At 60.5% G+C, this 15,543-nt stretch carries 16 protein-coding genes; 14 read left to right on the top strand and 2 right to left on the bottom strand.

Annotation, left to right across the window (positions count from 1 at the left end; translation table 11 throughout):
- Positions 1 to 30 precede the first annotated feature (30 nt).
- Genes tppE through tppA form a run of 6 tightly spaced genes read left to right on the top strand, consistent with a single transcriptional unit; the run spans position 31 to position 6,297 of the window.
- On the top strand, positions 31 to 534 hold the full coding sequence (gene tppE / locus QLG02_RS17160) for a type IVa pilus pseudopilin TppE (protein WP_011704647.1): 504 nt from the start codon (positions 31 to 33) through the stop codon (positions 532 to 534).
- Positions 531 to 944 carry a type IVa pilus pseudopilin TppB gene (gene tppB / locus QLG02_RS17155; RefSeq protein WP_282465731.1) on the top strand — a complete coding sequence of 138 codons (414 nt, stop codon included), beginning with the start codon at positions 531 to 533 and terminating at the stop codon, positions 942 to 944. Before tppE ends, tppB begins: the two co-directional genes overlap by 4 nt.
- Entirely contained in the window at positions 941 to 2,035 is a 1,095-nt protein-coding gene (locus tag QLG02_RS17150; RefSeq protein WP_282465730.1) for a PilW family protein, read from the top strand. Before tppB ends, QLG02_RS17150 begins: the two co-directional genes overlap by 4 nt.
- Before the next feature lie 10 nt (positions 2,036 to 2,045).
- Entirely contained in the window at positions 2,046 to 2,522 is a 477-nt protein-coding gene (locus QLG02_RS17145) for a pilus assembly protein (protein ID WP_080688822.1), read from the top strand.
- A gap of 11 nt (positions 2,523 to 2,533) precedes the next feature.
- Positions 2,534 to 5,887, top strand: a complete 3,354-nt coding sequence (locus tag QLG02_RS17140) for a PilC/PilY family type IV pilus protein (protein ID WP_282465729.1) — start codon at positions 2,534 to 2,536, stop codon at positions 5,885 to 5,887.
- Positions 5,888 to 5,895: 8 nt separating this feature from the next.
- Positions 5,896 to 6,297, top strand: a complete 402-nt coding sequence (tppA, locus tag QLG02_RS17135; RefSeq protein ID WP_219281125.1) for a type IVa pilus pseudopilin TppA — start codon at positions 5,896 to 5,898, stop codon at positions 6,295 to 6,297.
- Positions 6,298 to 6,301: 4 nt separating this feature from the next.
- On the opposite strand, the gene QLG02_RS17130 is transcribed toward tppA, so the two are convergent.
- Complete coding sequence (locus QLG02_RS17130; protein ID WP_130633058.1) at positions 6,302 to 6,688, bottom strand: type IV pilin protein; 387 nt, start codon at positions 6,686 to 6,688, stop codon at positions 6,302 to 6,304.
- Positions 6,689 to 6,782: 94 nt separating this feature from the next.
- On the opposite strand from QLG02_RS17130, the gene QLG02_RS17125 reads away from it, so the two are divergent.
- The 8 genes from QLG02_RS17125 (at position 6,783) to luxS (ending at position 14,371) form a co-directional block, all read left to right on the top strand.
- On the top strand, positions 6,783 to 7,319 hold the full coding sequence (locus QLG02_RS17125) for a GspH/FimT family pseudopilin (protein ID WP_282465728.1): 537 nt from the start codon (positions 6,783 to 6,785) through the stop codon (positions 7,317 to 7,319).
- Entirely contained in the window at positions 7,310 to 7,933 is a 624-nt protein-coding gene (locus QLG02_RS17120) for a type IV pilin (protein WP_077095903.1), read from the top strand. The genes QLG02_RS17125 and QLG02_RS17120 overlap by 10 nt, the downstream gene beginning before the upstream one ends.
- A gap of 1 nt (position 7,934) precedes the next feature.
- Positions 7,935 to 9,032: a PilX N-terminal domain-containing pilus assembly protein gene (locus tag QLG02_RS17115; protein WP_282465727.1), complete on the top strand. Its 1,098-nt coding sequence runs from the start codon at positions 7,935 to 7,937 to the stop codon at positions 9,030 to 9,032.
- Positions 9,033 to 9,044: 12 nt separating this feature from the next.
- Complete coding sequence (locus tag QLG02_RS17110) at positions 9,045 to 11,144, top strand: prepilin-type N-terminal cleavage/methylation domain-containing protein (RefSeq protein WP_282465726.1); 2,100 nt, start codon at positions 9,045 to 9,047, stop codon at positions 11,142 to 11,144.
- A gap of 73 nt (positions 11,145 to 11,217) precedes the next feature.
- Complete coding sequence (locus tag QLG02_RS17105; protein ID WP_282465725.1) at positions 11,218 to 12,840, top strand: NAD+ synthase; 1,623 nt, start codon at positions 11,218 to 11,220, stop codon at positions 12,838 to 12,840.
- Between the two features lie 9 nt (positions 12,841 to 12,849).
- A complete protein-coding gene (glnB, locus tag QLG02_RS17100) occupies positions 12,850 to 13,188 on the top strand; it encodes a nitrogen regulatory protein P-II (RefSeq protein ID WP_005308848.1) in 339 nt (112 codons plus the stop codon).
- 61 nt (positions 13,189 to 13,249) lie between these two features.
- The gene (locus tag QLG02_RS17095; protein ID WP_275065681.1) at positions 13,250 to 13,843 is read left to right on the top strand and encodes a transglycosylase SLT domain-containing protein; all 594 of its coding nucleotides are present in this window, start codon (positions 13,250 to 13,252) and stop codon (positions 13,841 to 13,843) included.
- An 18-nt stretch (positions 13,844 to 13,861) separates the two neighbouring features.
- Entirely contained in the window at positions 13,862 to 14,371 is a 510-nt protein-coding gene (luxS, locus tag QLG02_RS17090) for an S-ribosylhomocysteine lyase (protein WP_011704660.1), read from the top strand.
- A gap of 62 nt (positions 14,372 to 14,433) precedes the next feature.
- On the opposite strand, the gene QLG02_RS17085 is transcribed toward luxS, so the two are convergent.
- Positions 14,434 to 15,456, bottom strand: coding sequence for a GGDEF domain-containing protein (locus tag QLG02_RS17085; protein WP_029304632.1), 1,023 nt, complete (start codon positions 15,454 to 15,456; stop codon positions 14,434 to 14,436).
- Positions 15,457 to 15,543: the final 87 nt, after the last annotated feature.

Below are 15,543 nucleotides of genomic sequence, written 5' to 3'. Positions count from 1 at the left end.
GCCTCCCCGACAAAATCAGAGCGAAACAGGATGTTTTTGCGTTCAGGTTTTAGCCTCATCGAGCTGATGGTCACCGTTGCGCTCATCTCTATCCTGCTGACGTTGGGAGTTCCCTCCTTTAGCGCGATATTGCGCAACATGACGCTGACCAGCCAGGCCAACAACTTCGTGGCCGCCATCAACCTCGCCCGCTCCGAAGCCATTCGCCGCAATACCGCGGTCACGCTCTCCGCGACCGCCAGCAACCTGACCCAGAACCACTGGGAATCGGGCTGGCAGATCTGGGTCGATCGCAACGGCAACGGCACCCTCGACAACGGTGAACTGCTGCGGCTCTTTCCCGACATGGGGGCCGGTACTCTGGTCAGCAATACGTCGCTGGTGCGTTTCAGTGGCAATGGCTTTCTCGACGGGCGTCAGCAGGTGGCGCTGGTGTTTTCTCTGCAGCCGCCGGAGTGCGCCCAAGAGGCATCGCGCGACATCACGATCACCCCGGCCGGGCGCCCATCCATCGTGGAGACCAGCTGCATATGAAACGACATCAGGGGGTATCTCTGCTTGAGATCATGATTGCCGTGCTGGTGCTGTCGATCGGCATTCTCGGCATGGCGACTCTGCAGTTGCAGGCGCTCAAGAGCAATCAATCGGCGCTCACCCGCACTGAAGCGACCCAGTTCGGCTACATGATCACCGACATGATGCGAGCCAATCGCAGCGCGGCCCTGCTCGGTCAATACAACGTCGGGCTGGGAGAGGCCGTCTCCGGCAGCTCGATGGCGATACAGGATGTGCAGTACTGGAAGCAGGCGCTGACCGGCCTGCCGGGCGGTGACGGGGCCATTGCCGTCAGCGCCGGGCAGGCGACCATCACCATCCAGTGGGATGCCAGCCGGCTGGCCACCGAGCCTGCGCTGCACAGCATGACCCTGAGGACGGATCTGTGAGCGGGCGGAGCACCTTGTTGCGTCAGGCCGGTGTCGGTCTGGTGGAGGTGATGATCGCCCTGCTGCTGTCACTGCTGACGGTCGGGGTCATCATTCAAGTGCTGCTTGGCAACCACAAAACCTATCTGACCGGCGAGGCCATCGCCCGGGTTCAGGAGGACAGCCGGTTTGCCGTCAACCTGCTGCAGCAGGAGCTGCGGATGGTGGGCTACCAGGGTTGCCTCAGCAAGCAGGGCGTGAACATCACCAACACCCTGAACGGTGGTACGGCGCTGCCCTACAACTTCACCGTCTATCTGCGCGGCTATGACAATGTCACTGCGACGCTGCCCACGGCGTTGTCTGCCCTGTTTACCGCTGCCGAGCCCAAACCCAAACCGGGAACCGACGTGCTGCTGGTGCAGGGGCCGACCGGCGCCGGGGTGCCGGTCACTCGCAACAACAGCGCCGCCCAGCTGTTCGTGCAGCAACTCTCCAGCAAGGCCAACTACTGCGGCACCGGCAAGCAGGGCTACAGCGACCTGTGCGAGGGGGACATCGTCATGGTGTCCGACTGCCAGAAGGCGCGGATCTTCCAGATCACCCAGACCCAGGTGGTGGGTGGCGGCAGCGAGGTCAATATCGGCCACTCCAACGACAACAAATACACCCCGGGCAATGCCGTCAGCTCCTGGGGCGGCGCCAGCAGCCCGGTCGAGGAGCGCTTCGGGGCCGGCTCGGTATTGAGCCGGATGGAGACCCGGATCTATTACATTGCTCGCCCCTCTGCCAACGCACCCTATGCCCTGTATCGCAAGAGCGGTCTGGCTGCCGGCATGCTGCTGGTGGACGGGGTCACCGATGTTCAGCTGACCTTCGGCGAGGATCAGAACCGGGATCGGGCGGCGGATCGCTATGTGAGCGCCGCCAGCAACCCGAACTGGGACAACGTGCTGGGGATCGGCGTTCAACTGCTGATGCGCAGCGGCCAGGGCAACGTGGTATCGGATCCGCAGACCATTAGTTTTGCCGGCGCCACCTTCCAGGCTGTCGACAGTCACTGGTACTGGGTGGCCGAAACCACGGTCGCCCTGCGTAACCGGCTGCCATGAGGAGGGAGGCATGATGGCTCGACAAGGGGGAATGGCATTGGTGATCAGCCTGATTTTTCTTGCTGTGGTGAGCCTTCTGGCGATGGCTAGCATGCAGAGCGCTCTGCTGCAGGAGAAGATGGCGGGCAACCAGAAGGAGTCACAGCAGGCGCTGCAGGCGGCGGAGGCGGCGCTGCGTGCTGCCGAGCGCTATCTGGAGGCGGGCAGTTCAGGCCCCTACGACAACAGTGCCGGCCTCTATGAGTTCGTCAGCGTGGCGGTGGATCCCGCCTCTCCTTCCACGGCCTGGCGCACCTATGCCAATAGCGGCCTGACCGGACGGGCCCCCGAATATTTCATCGAGCGGTTGCCCTATACCCAGGGCAGCAACGAGAGTCTGGCGGTTGACGAGCCCATCAGCGAGCGCCGCCTCTATCGCATCACGGCAAGGGGATTCGGACTCTCGGATGAGAGCCGGGTGCTGTTGCAATCGACCTACAGCCGCTAGGAGAACAACCCATGCGTGCATCTGGCTACGGACTCTCGGCCCTGCTGCTCTGCTCCCAGGTGCAGGCGGCCCTCGACATCGCCCAGGTTCCCCTCTATCTGGGTACCCGGGCCGAACCCAACATCATGTTCAGCCTCGATGACTCAGGTTCGATGCACTTCGAGTTGATGCCGGAGGGGTTGATCGAGAACAGCGCCCGCTACGTCTATCCCAGAGCCGACAACGTCTATGGCAGCGAGGATTATGACAACCGGACCGTGACCTTCACCAGCAACAACGACCGCAACGCCTATACCCGCTCAAGCAACAACAACAAACTCTACTACAACCCGCAACAGAGCTATCGGCCCTGGGCCAAGGCGGACGGCACCCTGATGGCGAATGCCAGCATCAGCTGCGCACCGCACAATCCCTTCAATACCGCCGCCGGCTGTCGTGATCTGACCAAGAACAACCGCTCCAAGTCCCTGCGTTACTACACCGGGTTCTCCTCCACCGATTACAACGACGATGAAACCTTCTGGCCTGCCGTCTACTTTGCCTACAAGGGCAGTGGCGACGTGAAGAAGGTGGGCAGCTATACCCGGGTGGAGATAAAGTCCGGCAACACCTATGGCGGGCGCCCCAATCGCAGCGATTGCAAGAGCGCCCCCGTTTGTACCTATGACGAGGAGATCCAGAACTTCGCCAACTGGTACACCTACTACCGCTCCCGGATCCTGGCGGCTCGTGCCGGGGTCGGCCGCGCTTTTGCAAGCCAGGGGCAGGCCCTACGGGTGGGGTTTGCCACCATCAATGCCAGCGGCAGCGTGATCCGCGGGGTGGCACCTTTTTCCGGCACCGATCGCAGCGCTTTTTTCAGTGACCTCTACAGCCGCGATATTCCGGCCGCCGGCACGCCGCTGCGCACCAGCCTGAAAGATGTGGGGGAGTACTTCTCCCGCACCGACAACAACGGCCCCTGGGCGGCCAGTGCCGGCAGCACCTTGCCCCACCTCACCTGCCGGCAGAGCTACAACATCCTGATGACCGATGGCTATTGGAACGGGGATACCCCCTCGGTAGGGGATCTGGACAAGGATGGTTACAGCAATACTCTGGCCGACGTGGCCTACAAATACTGGAAAACCGACCTGCGTGCCGATCTGGCCGACAAGGTGCCGACCAGCACGGCGGATCCCGCCAACTGGCAGCATCTGGTCAACTTTACCGTTGGACTCGGGGTCAACGGGTCGCTCAATCCGGCCAACGGCATCCCGAACAGCTGGCCCAATCCCCATGATCCGGATGACAAGGAGTACAAGAACGCGACCTACATTCCGGAGTACAAGATTGATGACCTGTGGCACGCGGCACTCAACAGCAAGGGCAGCTTTTTCAGCGCGGGCGACCCCGACATCTTTGCTGCAGCCCTGAGCAGCACCCTGGCCCAGATCGCGGCTCGCAACAGCTCCGCCAGCTCGGTGACCGCCAACGCCACCCGGCTGGACAGCAATACCCACATCTACCAGGCCCGCTACAACAGCGGCGACTGGTCGGGGCAACTCATCTCCATCCCCCTCAACAGCGATGGGTCGCTGGGCAACATGGCCTGGGATGCCGCAACCCTGATCCCGGCACACACCTCCCGCAGCATCTTTACTCGACAAAACGGAGTCGGCATTCCTTTCACCTGGGCCGCTCTCAATGCCACCAACCGTGCCCTGTTCAACCTTGCTGGCGACAGCCAGGGGGAAAACCGGGTTGCCTATTTGCGCGGTGATCGCAGTCGCGAGCAGAGCAATGGCGGTCTGTTTCGCAGCCGCAGCGATCTGCTGGGGGACATCATCAACTCGGATCCCGTCTATGTCGGCAGCCGGGATTACGGCTACGGCAGCGCCACCGGCCTGACCCAGGCGGAGCGGGACGGTTATCTGAGTTTCCTCGGTTCGACGGCTATTCGCAGCCGTACTCCCATGCTCTACGTGGGGGCCAATGACGGCATGCTGCACGGTTTTAGGGTCGCCAACGGGGTGGAGACCCTGGCCTACATCCCTGCCAGCCTGTTGGGAGATCTGAGCTTGCTGACCAAGCCGGATTACAGCCATCGTTACTATGTCGATGGCACGGCCAAGGTAGGCGATGCCTATCTTGGCAGCAGCTGGAAAACCGTGCTGCTGGGATCGACCGGTGCTGGCGGCAAGGCCGTGTTTGCCATCGACGTGACGGCGCCGGACAACTTCACCGCCGACAAGATGCTGTGGGAGTTTACCAATGCCGAGATGGGGGTGGCGCTGGCCGCGCCGACCCTGGTTCGGGTCAAATCCGGCAACAAATGGGTGGCGCTGGTGGCCAACGGCTACAACAGCACCAGCCAAACGGCGCGCCTGTTCGTGCTGGATCTGGCGACCGGCGCGGTGATCAAGGAGATAGATACCCAGGTGGGCTCGGCCAGCGAGCCCAATGGTCTCTCATCCCCCTTGCCGGTAGATGAGGATGGCGACCGGGTGGCGGACTATGTCTACGCCGGCGATCTGCAGGGCAATCTGTGGAAATTCGATTTGACCGACAACAACAGCGCCCAGTGGGGGAGTGCCTTCAAGACCGGCAACAAGCCAAAACCGCTGTTTCAGGCGTGCAACGGAACCTGCTCCGCCAGCACGCGTCAACCCGTCACCATGCGCCCGCTGGCCATCCGTCATCCCAAGGGGGGCATCATGGTGCTGATGGGAACGGGCAGCTATTTCACCAATGACGATAAGTTGCTGCCGGCGACCCCCAGGCTGGAGGCCGTCTATGGCATCTGGGATACGGGGGCTAGCGTGCTCAGCAGCCAGCTGTTGCAGCAGAGCATTACCCACGAGTACTCCGCCAATGGCACCACCATCAAGTTCAACGTGAGGGTGGTGTCCAATACGGCGGTCAACTACACCAGCCAGAAAGGGTGGTATCTGGTGCTCAAATCCCCTGCGCTGAGCAAGGGGGTGGGGGAGCGAGCCGTGTCAGAGATGCTTTATCGCAACAAGCGGCTGATCTTCAACACCCTGATCCCCTCGGCGGACGCCTGTGACTTCGGTGGGCGCTCCTGGTTGATGGAGCTGGATCCCGTTTCGGGGGCGCGTTTGACCTACTCGGTGTTCGACGTCAATGGCGATGGCGCGGTCAACGATGACGACTATGTGGGGATCAAGGACAGTGGCGGCAACGACATCAAGGTGCCGGTCAGCGGCAAGCAGTTTGACGAGCTCACCACGACACCGAGTGTGGTGGAAGATGCCGACATGGAGCGCAAGTACATCAGTGGCTCCAGCGGCAACATTTCGGTCACTCTGGAAGAGGGGGCGGGTGATCTGGGTGGTCGCCAGTCCTGGTTGCAACTGGAGTAGAGGTGGAGATGGAGCGTGGATTTTCCCTGATGGAGCTGATGATTGCGGTAGCCGTGATGGCCATTCTGACCGTGATCGCCTATCCCAGTTACAACAGCTACATGGCCTCTGCCAAGCGGGCAGAGGCCAAGGCCGCCCTGCTGGAGGCGGCGCAATACATGGAGCGACAGTTTACCGCCGACGGCAACTATGATGGTGGCAACCTGGCCTCCGCCGGGCTGGCTACTTTGCCCAGGGATGGCGGGACTGCCTATTACAATCTGGCGCTCAACGCCAGCGGCGCCAGCTATACCCTGACGGCGATCCCGACCGGGGTGATGAACGGCGATCCTTGCGGCCTGCTGACCCTTGATCAGGGCGGGCTGCAGGGGGTATCGATGGCCAGCATGACGGCAGCCGAGTGCTGGTAGTTTGTCACCAGCAGGCAGCGGGAGTCTTGGTATCGGCCTTGTTGAGGGTCAGGGTATTGCAGATGGTGCTGCCGCTCTTGTCGCCTACCTGTGCTCCCTTGCTGGTGGCGATCAGGGTATAGCTGGTTGCGGTGGCACCTGAAATGGAGAAGTCATAGTAGCTGCTGGTGGGGTTGCCCACTTGGGATGGGGTGGCGCTGTAACTGGTATTGGAAACCCGGAACTCTTCCTGTTTCAGCTGCATGCTGAGCAAGCCCTTGAGCGCCTCGGCCCGGCGGGATTTGCGCAAACCATCGGTAAAGCTGGGATAGGCGACAGACGCTATGATGGCGACGATGGCGACCACGACGATCAGTTCAAGCAAGGTGATTCCGGACTGTTTGATTCTCATGGGGCGGCATGCTTCGTGAAACAGGTTGATACTATAGGATAGTACTGACAGTAGACCCTACTGGCACGTGCAAAAAGAAAGGAGTTGTGAGCTGATGGAAGGCAGAAAGGGCAGATCCGCCGGTTTTACCCTGATAGAGCTGATGGTTGCCCTGTCCTTGGTCGCCCTGTTGCTGACCGTGGCCATCCCCAGTTATCAATCCCTGCGCCAGGATCAGATGGTCAAGGCAGCCACCCAGGCGGTCTACACCGACATGATGCTGCTCAAGTCCGAAGCGCTCAAACGCAACCGAAATTTGCAAATGATCCTGTTCAACAGCGGCACCGGCAACTGGTGCTATCGCATCAGCATCGATGGCAGTTGCGCCAGTTGCAACGATACCTGTTCCAGCATCGAGGGGCGTAAAGGCGCTGATGCCAGTGAATTTCCCGGGATCATTCTGACGGGTACCTACACGGAATCCTCAAGCCAGATACGTCCCATCAGCTTCTCTCCCCGGCGCGGTACCCTGCCAAGCGGCAGCATCACGGTGAGCTCCTCGGCCGCCAGTATGAAGGTTGTCACCAACAACCTTGGACGGGTACGTACCTGTGCCGTCAGCAACCTGGTGGGAGAGGTAGCATGCAACTGAAAATACGGGGTTTCAACCTGGTCGAGTTGATGGTGGCTATGGTGGCGGGCTTGCTGCTGGTGGCCGCAGTCATTTCGCTGTTTGCCACCATTCTCAAGGCCAATTACACCGCCATGCAGACCAGCCGTCTGAATCAGGAAGTTCAGTTGCTGACGGACATGATGGCACGAGACATCCAGCGGGCCGGGTATGACGCTAACGCCACCCAGTTTCTTGCCGCTCCTTCTGGCAGCCGGTCCAGTTTCTATTTTGATACGGCCACGGATCTGATGGGGGAAACCGCGACGGGCTCCGGCCTGTATACCTGTATCAGGGTGCGCTATGACAACGATGAAAATGGAGTGTTGAGCAGCGATGACACCCTGGTTTACAGCTACAGCAGTAGTAGCAAGGGGATCAAGCAAGGGACCGGGACTACTACCTGTGGTAACGGAAGCCTGATCTCCAGCGACGATACCATAGAGATCACCGCCATGACCCTCAAGCTTTTAACAAGTAGCCAGACCAATGGCGCTAGGGCGTTGCAATTGGTGGTGAGTGGGCGGTTCAAGGCTACCCCTGCACTAACTTTGACGCTGCAGCGGGATATTAAACTGCGCAATGATGGGTACTGACATGAGCCGACAAGCCGGTTTTACCACCTTCACCATCACTTTGTTGCTGGTGCTGATCCTGCTGGGCATTTCACTGCTGGTTGGCAAGATGCTGGTGGCAGATCGGCGAGTGACCCTCAACGAGGTGCTCTATCGTCAGGCCATGGCAATGGCGGAAGTGGCTCTGGCCGATGGACTGGGGCGGTTGACGCTGGACCCTACCTGGCGTACCAGCGGTGCCACGACTACCTTGACCACGGGCAGCTATACCTTGTCATCCTCTGATGATACTGCCATCACGGTGGGGTCGGTGGTCGTGACGCCGATAAGGGTTCGTTCCCAGGCGACTCTTAGTAACAGTCAGGCCCAGGCGGCAGTCGAAACCAAGGTTGTACGTTTCAGCGTATTGGCCGGCTCTCCTGCCGCGCCTCTGACCGTGGCTGGCGGCATGGCGGTCGGCGGCAACTTCACCATAGTGGCGAATCCCAATGGTGGCGGGCTGGGGGTACCACTGTCGGTCTGGACCAGCGGTAATGTCGATCTGATAACGGGGACCGGACAGACTTGTCATCAGGGGGACTACGACGGCGGCTGTTCGGCCAACATCAGCCAGAAGGGGGACAAGCAGCCGGATATCAAGGATAACGATACTGCCTTCCCGACCGATCTGGTCTGGTATCTGTTCAATGAAAAGGATGATGCCAACGGTTGGGCCAATCTGGAGGCTAGGGCGACCCAGAAGCTGACAAACTGCAGTTCGCTAGGTCCTGCCTCAACTGGACTCATCATTGTGGATGGGGACTGCAAACCTTCTTCCAACGTTGGCTCCGCAACGGCGCCTGTGATTCTCATCGTGCGCAATGGCAATCTGGCGGTCAACGGCAATACGGTGCTGTATGGCTTGGTGTTTGCCTACTCATCCAACCCCGCAGCAGCCGGGACGGATGTGAAGCTGACCGGTGGGGCCATCGTGTATGGCGCCATGGTTTCCAACTATCAACTGGGCAACGCCAACGGTACCTACGATGCCAAGTATGATGCCAGTGTCCTGAGCAACATCTCGAATGGTGCCGCATTCCAGATCGTCAATCAGGTGCCCGGCAGCTGGCGAGACTGGTAAGGGGATATGGAGATGAAAGGGCAAAAAGGATTTGGCCTGCTGGAGATCCTGATCACGCTGGTGGTGCTGGGTGTGGGTATTGTCGGCCTGGTCGCCATGTCCAAGTCGGCGCTGACGGTTTCGCAGGATGGCCGGCGTTATGAGACGGCGATGCGACTGGCAGAGTCAAAACTGGATGAGTTTCGCAACTTCAATAGCGTAGTGAACGCGACGGCCCCACTGACCGCCTACAACCAGATTGCCTCCGCCAACTCGACAGTAACCTTGTCGGGTGAAGCCTACTCGGTGGCATGGACGGTGGCCAATCAGTATCTGAATGGCTCAACCTGGCAAAACGTGGCACCGGCGGGCTATCGCCTGAGTTACCCGGGCCGCAAGGCGATCACGGTCAACGTCGGGTGGACGGACAGCGAAGGACAGGCTCGTACATTGCAACTGGCTGGCAATGTTTCGCCCATTGAGTCTTTGAGCTCCTCCCAACTGGATGGCGGTCTGAATACGGCGAGACAGGGCCCCAAGGTCAACTACACCCCCGGGGTGGCCCCTGACGTCATCTCGGTGGAACTGGGGGATGGCAACAAACAGGAGACCAGCAAGCCACTGCCGACCGTGACATCCAAAGATGGTCTGGTAGGCAAGCTGGTCCAGTTCGAGACGGTGACTTATAAACCCGCTGCGGGCGGCAACACCCAGCAGGTGCTGCAGGACATGGCATCCGTCTCCTGTTCTTGTAGTTATGGCTCCAGCCTGAGCGCCTACTTGCCGGGTCAGGCCTACAGTTCAGCCAGCAACCAGCTCTATTGGAAATCAGGCTCGCTGCAGACCAAAACCACGGGGACGCTCGACAGCAGCGTCAATGGCCAGCCCACGCTCTGTACCAGCTGCTGCAAGGATCACTTCGACGGTAGTGGCTCCAGCTTTACCAACTTCTATGCTCCGCTCAACACCAGCCGAGTACGCTACAGCAGCAGCCTCAGCACGGCGAACAGCGGCAAGTACGTGGATGCCTGCCGTTTCGTCCGGCTGGATGGCTATTATCGCCCCCTGCCTGACTGGAACTTGGTCAAGGTAGTGGTGACCACTGCTGATTTCCTGGCCAAGCCAGCGAACCAGGCCAGTTATCAGAAATACATCAAGTATGTGGTCAAGACCTACATCGACTGGCAGAAGTCGACCCTGAACTGGACCCAGGGGGCCTCCGCCACCTTGCCGACCATCACCGATTTTTCAGCCTGGTTGGCTACCAACGCGGAAGCCGGGGGCGATACCACGACCGGGATCACCGTCAACACGGGTACGGCGCAGCTCATCGCCCGCGGCATCTATGTGGATGTGCTCGACCCTGTCTATCTGGTGGGGATTGATACCAGCGCGGTGGACTATCTGACCAAGGTGCCGTTTCAGGACATCAACCTGACCATGCTGGCGGAATGGGCCATGGCTCCGCAGAACTTGTTGACGGGCAATGCCACCGACTATGCCGCCGTCACCAACGAGACGGTCAAGACGGTGGTGGATCTCAACAACTACTATTTCGGCAGTTACAGCCGCGGCTACATGACGGCGAAGAAATCGACCAAGGACAGCAACCAGGTGCTGCAGAGCGTCACCGTGCGTGTCACTGCCTATCAGGGGAATTCCGGCATCACGGCTTCGCTCATCTCGCCACGGGACCAGTCGCTGGCGCAGACGGCGGACATGCTGGTCAAGGTGGATACAGGATCGCAGACGGTACCGACCGTCAGTGTCAGTGGCTGGATCCAGTGTCTGACCCGAGGGACGGGTGGCAAGAATCCCCCACCGGTAGCGTGCAGCAAGAATACGTTCAACAGGTTGAGCATCACGACCCCCAACTCCGGGGCCACCTGCCGCATCGACTATCCACAGGCCAACAACCAGCCTGCAGCTTATCTGTGTACAGCCCCGGCGAACTCGACGCTGGCTATCAACCTTGCCTATTCCAACCAGGGCAGCACCACCTATATGTTGCAGCCACCCTCCTTCAGCGTGCAGATGACGCAACAGTCCAACAATCAGGTGTTGAGCGGCCCCTGTTCACTGCTGGTGGACAACGGAGTGACCAACGCGACCAGCCTGACTTGCACCCCTTGAGCCTTGGGCGCTGGCACAGCCAGCGCCTTTTCTTTATCATTCCCCATCATTTTCGAATTCAAGATGCATCGCCATGGCAAAAGCCCTCTCTCTGATGCTTGCCCAGTTGAATCTGACGGTAGGCGCCATCGAAGATAACTGTGACAAGGTGCTGGCGGCAGCCGCCGAAGCCAACCGGCAAGGTGCCGATCTGCTGGTCTGCTCCGAACTGGCCCTGACCGGCTACCCGCCGGAAGATTTGCTGCTGCGCGCCGACCTGATGATCCGGGTGGAGGCCGCGCTGACCCGCATCGCGGCATGGCAGGGGGCTTGCGCCATTCTGGTGGGTCACCCCTGGCGCGACGGGGAGGCACTCTACAACGCCGCCTCCCTCTACGAGCAAGGCAAGCTGGTCGCACGCTACTTCAAGCAGGACTTGCCCAACTATGGGGTATTCGACGAGAAGCGCTACTTCACGGCGGCGACCGAGACCTGTGTGGTCCCCTTCCGTGGTCATCAGTTGGGGTTGCTCATCTGTGAAGACCTCTGGCAGCCGGGTCCGGCGCTGGCCGCCAAGGCCGCGGGGGCCGAGCTGCTGCTCACCATCAATGCCTCACCCTATGATCAGGAAAAGCCCTGGATCCGCCGTGAGCTGATGGCCGAGCGCTGCGATCAGACCGGTCTGCCGTTGGTCTACCTCAATCAGGTATGTGGTCAAGACGAGCTGATCTTCGACGGCTGTTCCAAGGTGTTCAACAGCCAGGGCGAGCTGACCCACAAGCTGGCCCCCTTTGCCGAAGAGCTGGCGCTGGTGCGCTTTGCCGATGGCCAGCCAGTGAAAGAGCGGGAACCCGCCGCGCCGCTGGAACCATTGGCCGAGACCTATCAGGCGCTGGTGCTGGCGGTGCGCGACTATGTCACCAAGAACGGGTTCCACGGCGCCGTGCTGGGCCTCTCCGGCGGTATAGACTCGGCACTGACCCTGGCCATCGCGGCCGATGCCATCGGCGCCGACAAGGTGCAGGCGGTGATGATGCCGTTCCGCTACACCGCCCAGATGAGTGTGGAAGATGCCAAGGAGCAGGCCGAGCGGATGGGGGTGGAGTTCAATATCATCTCCATCGAGCCCATGTTCGAGGGCTTTATGGCCCAGCTGGCACCGCTGTTTGAAGGTACCGCTCGCGACACCACCGAAGAGAACTTGCAGGCGCGCTGCCGTGGCGTGCTGTTGATGGCGCTCTCCAACAAGCGTCGCCGCATCGTGCTGACCACCGGCAACAAGAGTGAGATGGCGGTGGGCTATGCCACCCTGTACGGCGACATGGCCGGTGGTTTCGACGTGCTCAAGGACGTCCCCAAGACGCTGGTCTTCAAGCTGTGCGAATACCGCAATTCCGTCGATTATGTGATCCCGCAGCGGGTCATCGACCGTCCTCCTTCGGCAGAATTGGCACCGGACCAGGTGGATCAGGACAGCCTGCCGCCCTATGACATCCTGGATGCCATCCTCAAGCGCTATGTGGAAGAGGATGCGTCCGTAGCCGACATGGTGGCGGAAGGCTTCGAGGAGGCGGTGGTGCGCAAGGTGATCCGGCTGGTGGATCTCAACGAATACAAGCGCCGTCAGGCGGCGGTCGGGCCCCGCATCACGGCCCGCAACTTTGGTAAGGATCGCCGTTACCCCATCACGTCCGGGTTTGGCAAACAGAACTGGTAAGGAGTCACCATGAAGAAGATTGAAGCCATCATCAAACCGTTCAAGCTGGACGATGTGCGCGAGGCCCTGGCCGAGATCGGCATCAACGGCATGACAGTGTCCGAGGTCAAGGGCTTCGGCCGTCAGAAAGGCCACACCGAGCTCTATCGCGGCGCCGAGTACATGGTCGACTTCCTGCCCAAGGTGAAGGTGGAGCTGGTGGTACAGGACGAGGATCTGGATGCCTGCCTGGAGGCGATCCAGAACACCGCCCGCACTGGCAAGATTGGTGACGGCAAGATCTTCGTTTGCGAGGTGGAGCGCGTCATTCGTATCCGTACTGGCGAAGAGAACGAAGACGCCATCTGATGAGATGGCTGTGCCTCGTGATAAGACAACGAATGGAGACTCGATCCTGCTGATGTCCTGGATGCGCCTCGTTGCGGCGGCCGGCCTGCTGGCCGGTCTGACCGCCTGTAGTACCCGCCCGCCGGCCCAGCCGGAAAACCTGTGCCAGATCTTTCGTGAGAAACCGGACTGGCACAAGGCGGCGCTCAAGATGAACGAGAAGTGGGGAACCCCGATCCACGTGGTGATGGCCATGATGTATCAGGAATCCTCCTTCGTGCACGATGCCCAGCCGCCGATGCAGTATTTCCTCTTCATCCCGACCGGGCGGGCCAGCTCCGCCTACGGCTATGCCCAGGTCAAAGATGAAACCTGGGCTGACTACCAGCGGGAAACCGGCAACGGCTGGAGCGATCGCGACGACTTTGCCGACGCCATCGACTTCATGGGCTGGTACACTCACAAGGCCCAGCGGCTGAACGGCACCTCCAAGTGGGATGCGTATGGCCAGTATCTCAACTATCACGAAGGGTGGGGTGGCTATCGGCGTGGCAGCTACCGCAGCAAGGGGTGGCTGATGAAGACATCCCGCAAGGTAGAGGCCCGCGCCCAGCGCTACGGCGCCCAGTATCGACAATGCAAGGATCAGCTCTCCAGCGGGGGCTGGTTCTGGTAACCAAATCAGGAGTCAGAAATGCCGTTATTGGACAGTTTTACCGTTGACCACACCCGCATGGCTGCGCCGGCGGTGCGTGTGGCCAAGACCATGCAGACCCCGAACAAGGACACCATCACAGTGTTCGATCTGCGTTTCTGCGTGCCGAACCAGGAGATCCTCTCCGAGCGCGGCATCCACACCCTCGAGCACCTGTTTGCCGGCTTCATGCGTGACCACCTGAACGGCAACGGGGTGGAGATCATCGACATCTCTCCCATGGGCTGCCGGACCGGCTTCTACATGAGCCTGATCGGTGCGCCGGACGAAGCCCGGGTTGGCGCCGCCTGGCAGGCCGCCATGAGCGACGTGCTGACCGTGCAGGAGCAGGGCAAGATCCCCGAGCTGAACGAGTATCAGTGCGGTACCTACAGCATGCACTCACTGGAAGAGGCCCATGCCATCGCCCGCCACGTGCTGGAGCGCGGCATCGGCGTCAACCGCAATGACGAGCTGGCCCTGCCGGAAGAGAAGCTGAAAAGCCTCTGAACCCGGGATGGCAAACATGAAAAAGGCCGGTCAATGACCGGCCTTTTTGCGTGCTGACGGAATCAGGATGGCAGCGGCATCACCCGGTTGCGACCCAGCTCCTTGGCTTTGTAGAGCAGCTTGTCGGTGCGCTCGACCAGGCTGTCGCCCGTCTCCTGACCGCTGTATTCACCGACCCCGAACGAGGCGGTGATGTGGTCGATGCGCCGGCCCGACTTGCGATCCAGGATCGACATCTTCTCGATGGCCCGGCGCAGGCTCTCCGCCATCTGGCGGCTCAGCGCCAGACTGCGCATGGGGACCAGCAGGGCAAACTCCTCGCCGCCGAGGCGGTAGGCGGTGACGCCCTCCTTGCAGGTTTCCCGCAGCCGCTTGCTGAAGGCGCGCAGCACCTGGTCTCCCAGCAGGTGGCCATATTCGTCGTTGAAGTTCTTGAAGCGGTCTATGTCCGACAGGATCAGGGAGAAGGGCTGCTTGCTGCGGATCAGGCTCTCTATCTCCAGATCGAAGGCGCGCCGGTTGAGCAGGCTGGTGAGGGCATCCTCGTTGGCCAGCTTGCGGGTCTCGTTGAGCGCCTCGCGCAGCTCCTTGATCTCCTTCTCGGCGCTGCTGAGCTGGTTGCGAAAGTGCATGGTGGACATGCGCACGTCCCGCGACTCGCGCACCAGATCCCGCAGGATCCCCATGGTGTCTTCCAGGCTCAGCCCCTCGTCGTCGATGAGGCTCAATCGGTCGAAGCTCTTGTCAAGCATGTCCTGAAACATGCCGGTGTCGGAGAGGGCATCCTGCATGGTGTGACCAAGCTCGTTGGCCATGGCGGCCAGATTGAGCTTCATGGTTTCCATCTGCTGCTCATCTTGCGCGGCGAGGTGCTGGTGATAGAGGCGTTCGCAGGTGGTGAGAGAGCAGGTTCCCTGCAGCTTGATGGCCTGATCGATGGCCTGATTGAGCTCGGGCATGCTGGCCGCCACGTAGTTATACCAAAGGGTGTAATTATCCGGCGTGGTGGGGATTTGATACTTGATCATCAGGGGAACCGCCTGCTTGAGATAGGCGGCGGATTGGGCGAACGAGTCCTTGCTCATGAGTTCCATGTCTCATCATGCCTGCAAACTGTGCATAGTATGACAGAGAGATTGGCCAAAAGGCAGTCGATGGATGCCATTCGCCCC

It is taken from the genome of Aeromonas sp. V90_14 (assembly GCF_029967615.1).
In the GTDB taxonomy this organism is placed as follows: Bacteria; Pseudomonadota; Gammaproteobacteria; order Enterobacterales; family Aeromonadaceae; genus Aeromonas; species Aeromonas hydrophila.
This window is presented reverse-complemented; position numbering and strand designations above follow the sequence as displayed.

What these genes read in the sequence shown, in the direction of transcription:
- tppE (WP_011704647.1), top strand. Translation starts at nt 31, where the DNA reads ATGTTTTTGCGTTCAGGTTTTAGCCTCATCGAGCTGATGGTCACCGTT.
- tppB (WP_282465731.1), top strand. Translation starts at nt 531, where the DNA reads ATGAAACGACATCAGGGGGTATCTCTGCTTGAGATCATGATTGCCGTG.
- QLG02_RS17145 (WP_080688822.1), top strand. Translation starts at nt 2,046, where the DNA reads ATGATGGCTCGACAAGGGGGAATGGCATTGGTGATCAGCCTGATTTTT.
- QLG02_RS17140 (WP_282465729.1), top strand. Translation starts at nt 2,534, where the DNA reads ATGCGTGCATCTGGCTACGGACTCTCGGCCCTGCTGCTCTGCTCCCAG.
- tppA (WP_219281125.1), top strand. Translation starts at nt 5,896, where the DNA reads ATGGAGCGTGGATTTTCCCTGATGGAGCTGATGATTGCGGTAGCCGTG.
- QLG02_RS17130 (WP_130633058.1), bottom strand. Translation starts at nt 6,688, where the DNA reads ATGAGAATCAAACAGTCCGGAATCACCTTGCTTGAACTGATCGTCGTG.
- QLG02_RS17125 (WP_282465728.1), top strand. Translation starts at nt 6,783, where the DNA reads ATGGAAGGCAGAAAGGGCAGATCCGCCGGTTTTACCCTGATAGAGCTG.
- QLG02_RS17120 (WP_077095903.1), top strand. Translation starts at nt 7,310, where the DNA reads ATGCAACTGAAAATACGGGGTTTCAACCTGGTCGAGTTGATGGTGGCT.
- QLG02_RS17115 (WP_282465727.1), top strand. Translation starts at nt 7,935, where the DNA reads ATGAGCCGACAAGCCGGTTTTACCACCTTCACCATCACTTTGTTGCTG.
- QLG02_RS17110 (WP_282465726.1), top strand. Translation starts at nt 9,045, where the DNA reads ATGAAAGGGCAAAAAGGATTTGGCCTGCTGGAGATCCTGATCACGCTG.
- QLG02_RS17105 (WP_282465725.1), top strand. Translation starts at nt 11,218, where the DNA reads ATGGCAAAAGCCCTCTCTCTGATGCTTGCCCAGTTGAATCTGACGGTA.
- glnB (WP_005308848.1), top strand. Translation starts at nt 12,850, where the DNA reads ATGAAGAAGATTGAAGCCATCATCAAACCGTTCAAGCTGGACGATGTG.
- QLG02_RS17095 (WP_275065681.1), top strand. Translation starts at nt 13,250, where the DNA reads ATGCGCCTCGTTGCGGCGGCCGGCCTGCTGGCCGGTCTGACCGCCTGT.
- luxS (WP_011704660.1), top strand. Translation starts at nt 13,862, where the DNA reads ATGCCGTTATTGGACAGTTTTACCGTTGACCACACCCGCATGGCTGCG.
- QLG02_RS17085 (WP_029304632.1), bottom strand. Translation starts at nt 15,456, where the DNA reads ATGAGCAAGGACTCGTTCGCCCAATCCGCCGCCTATCTCAAGCAGGCG.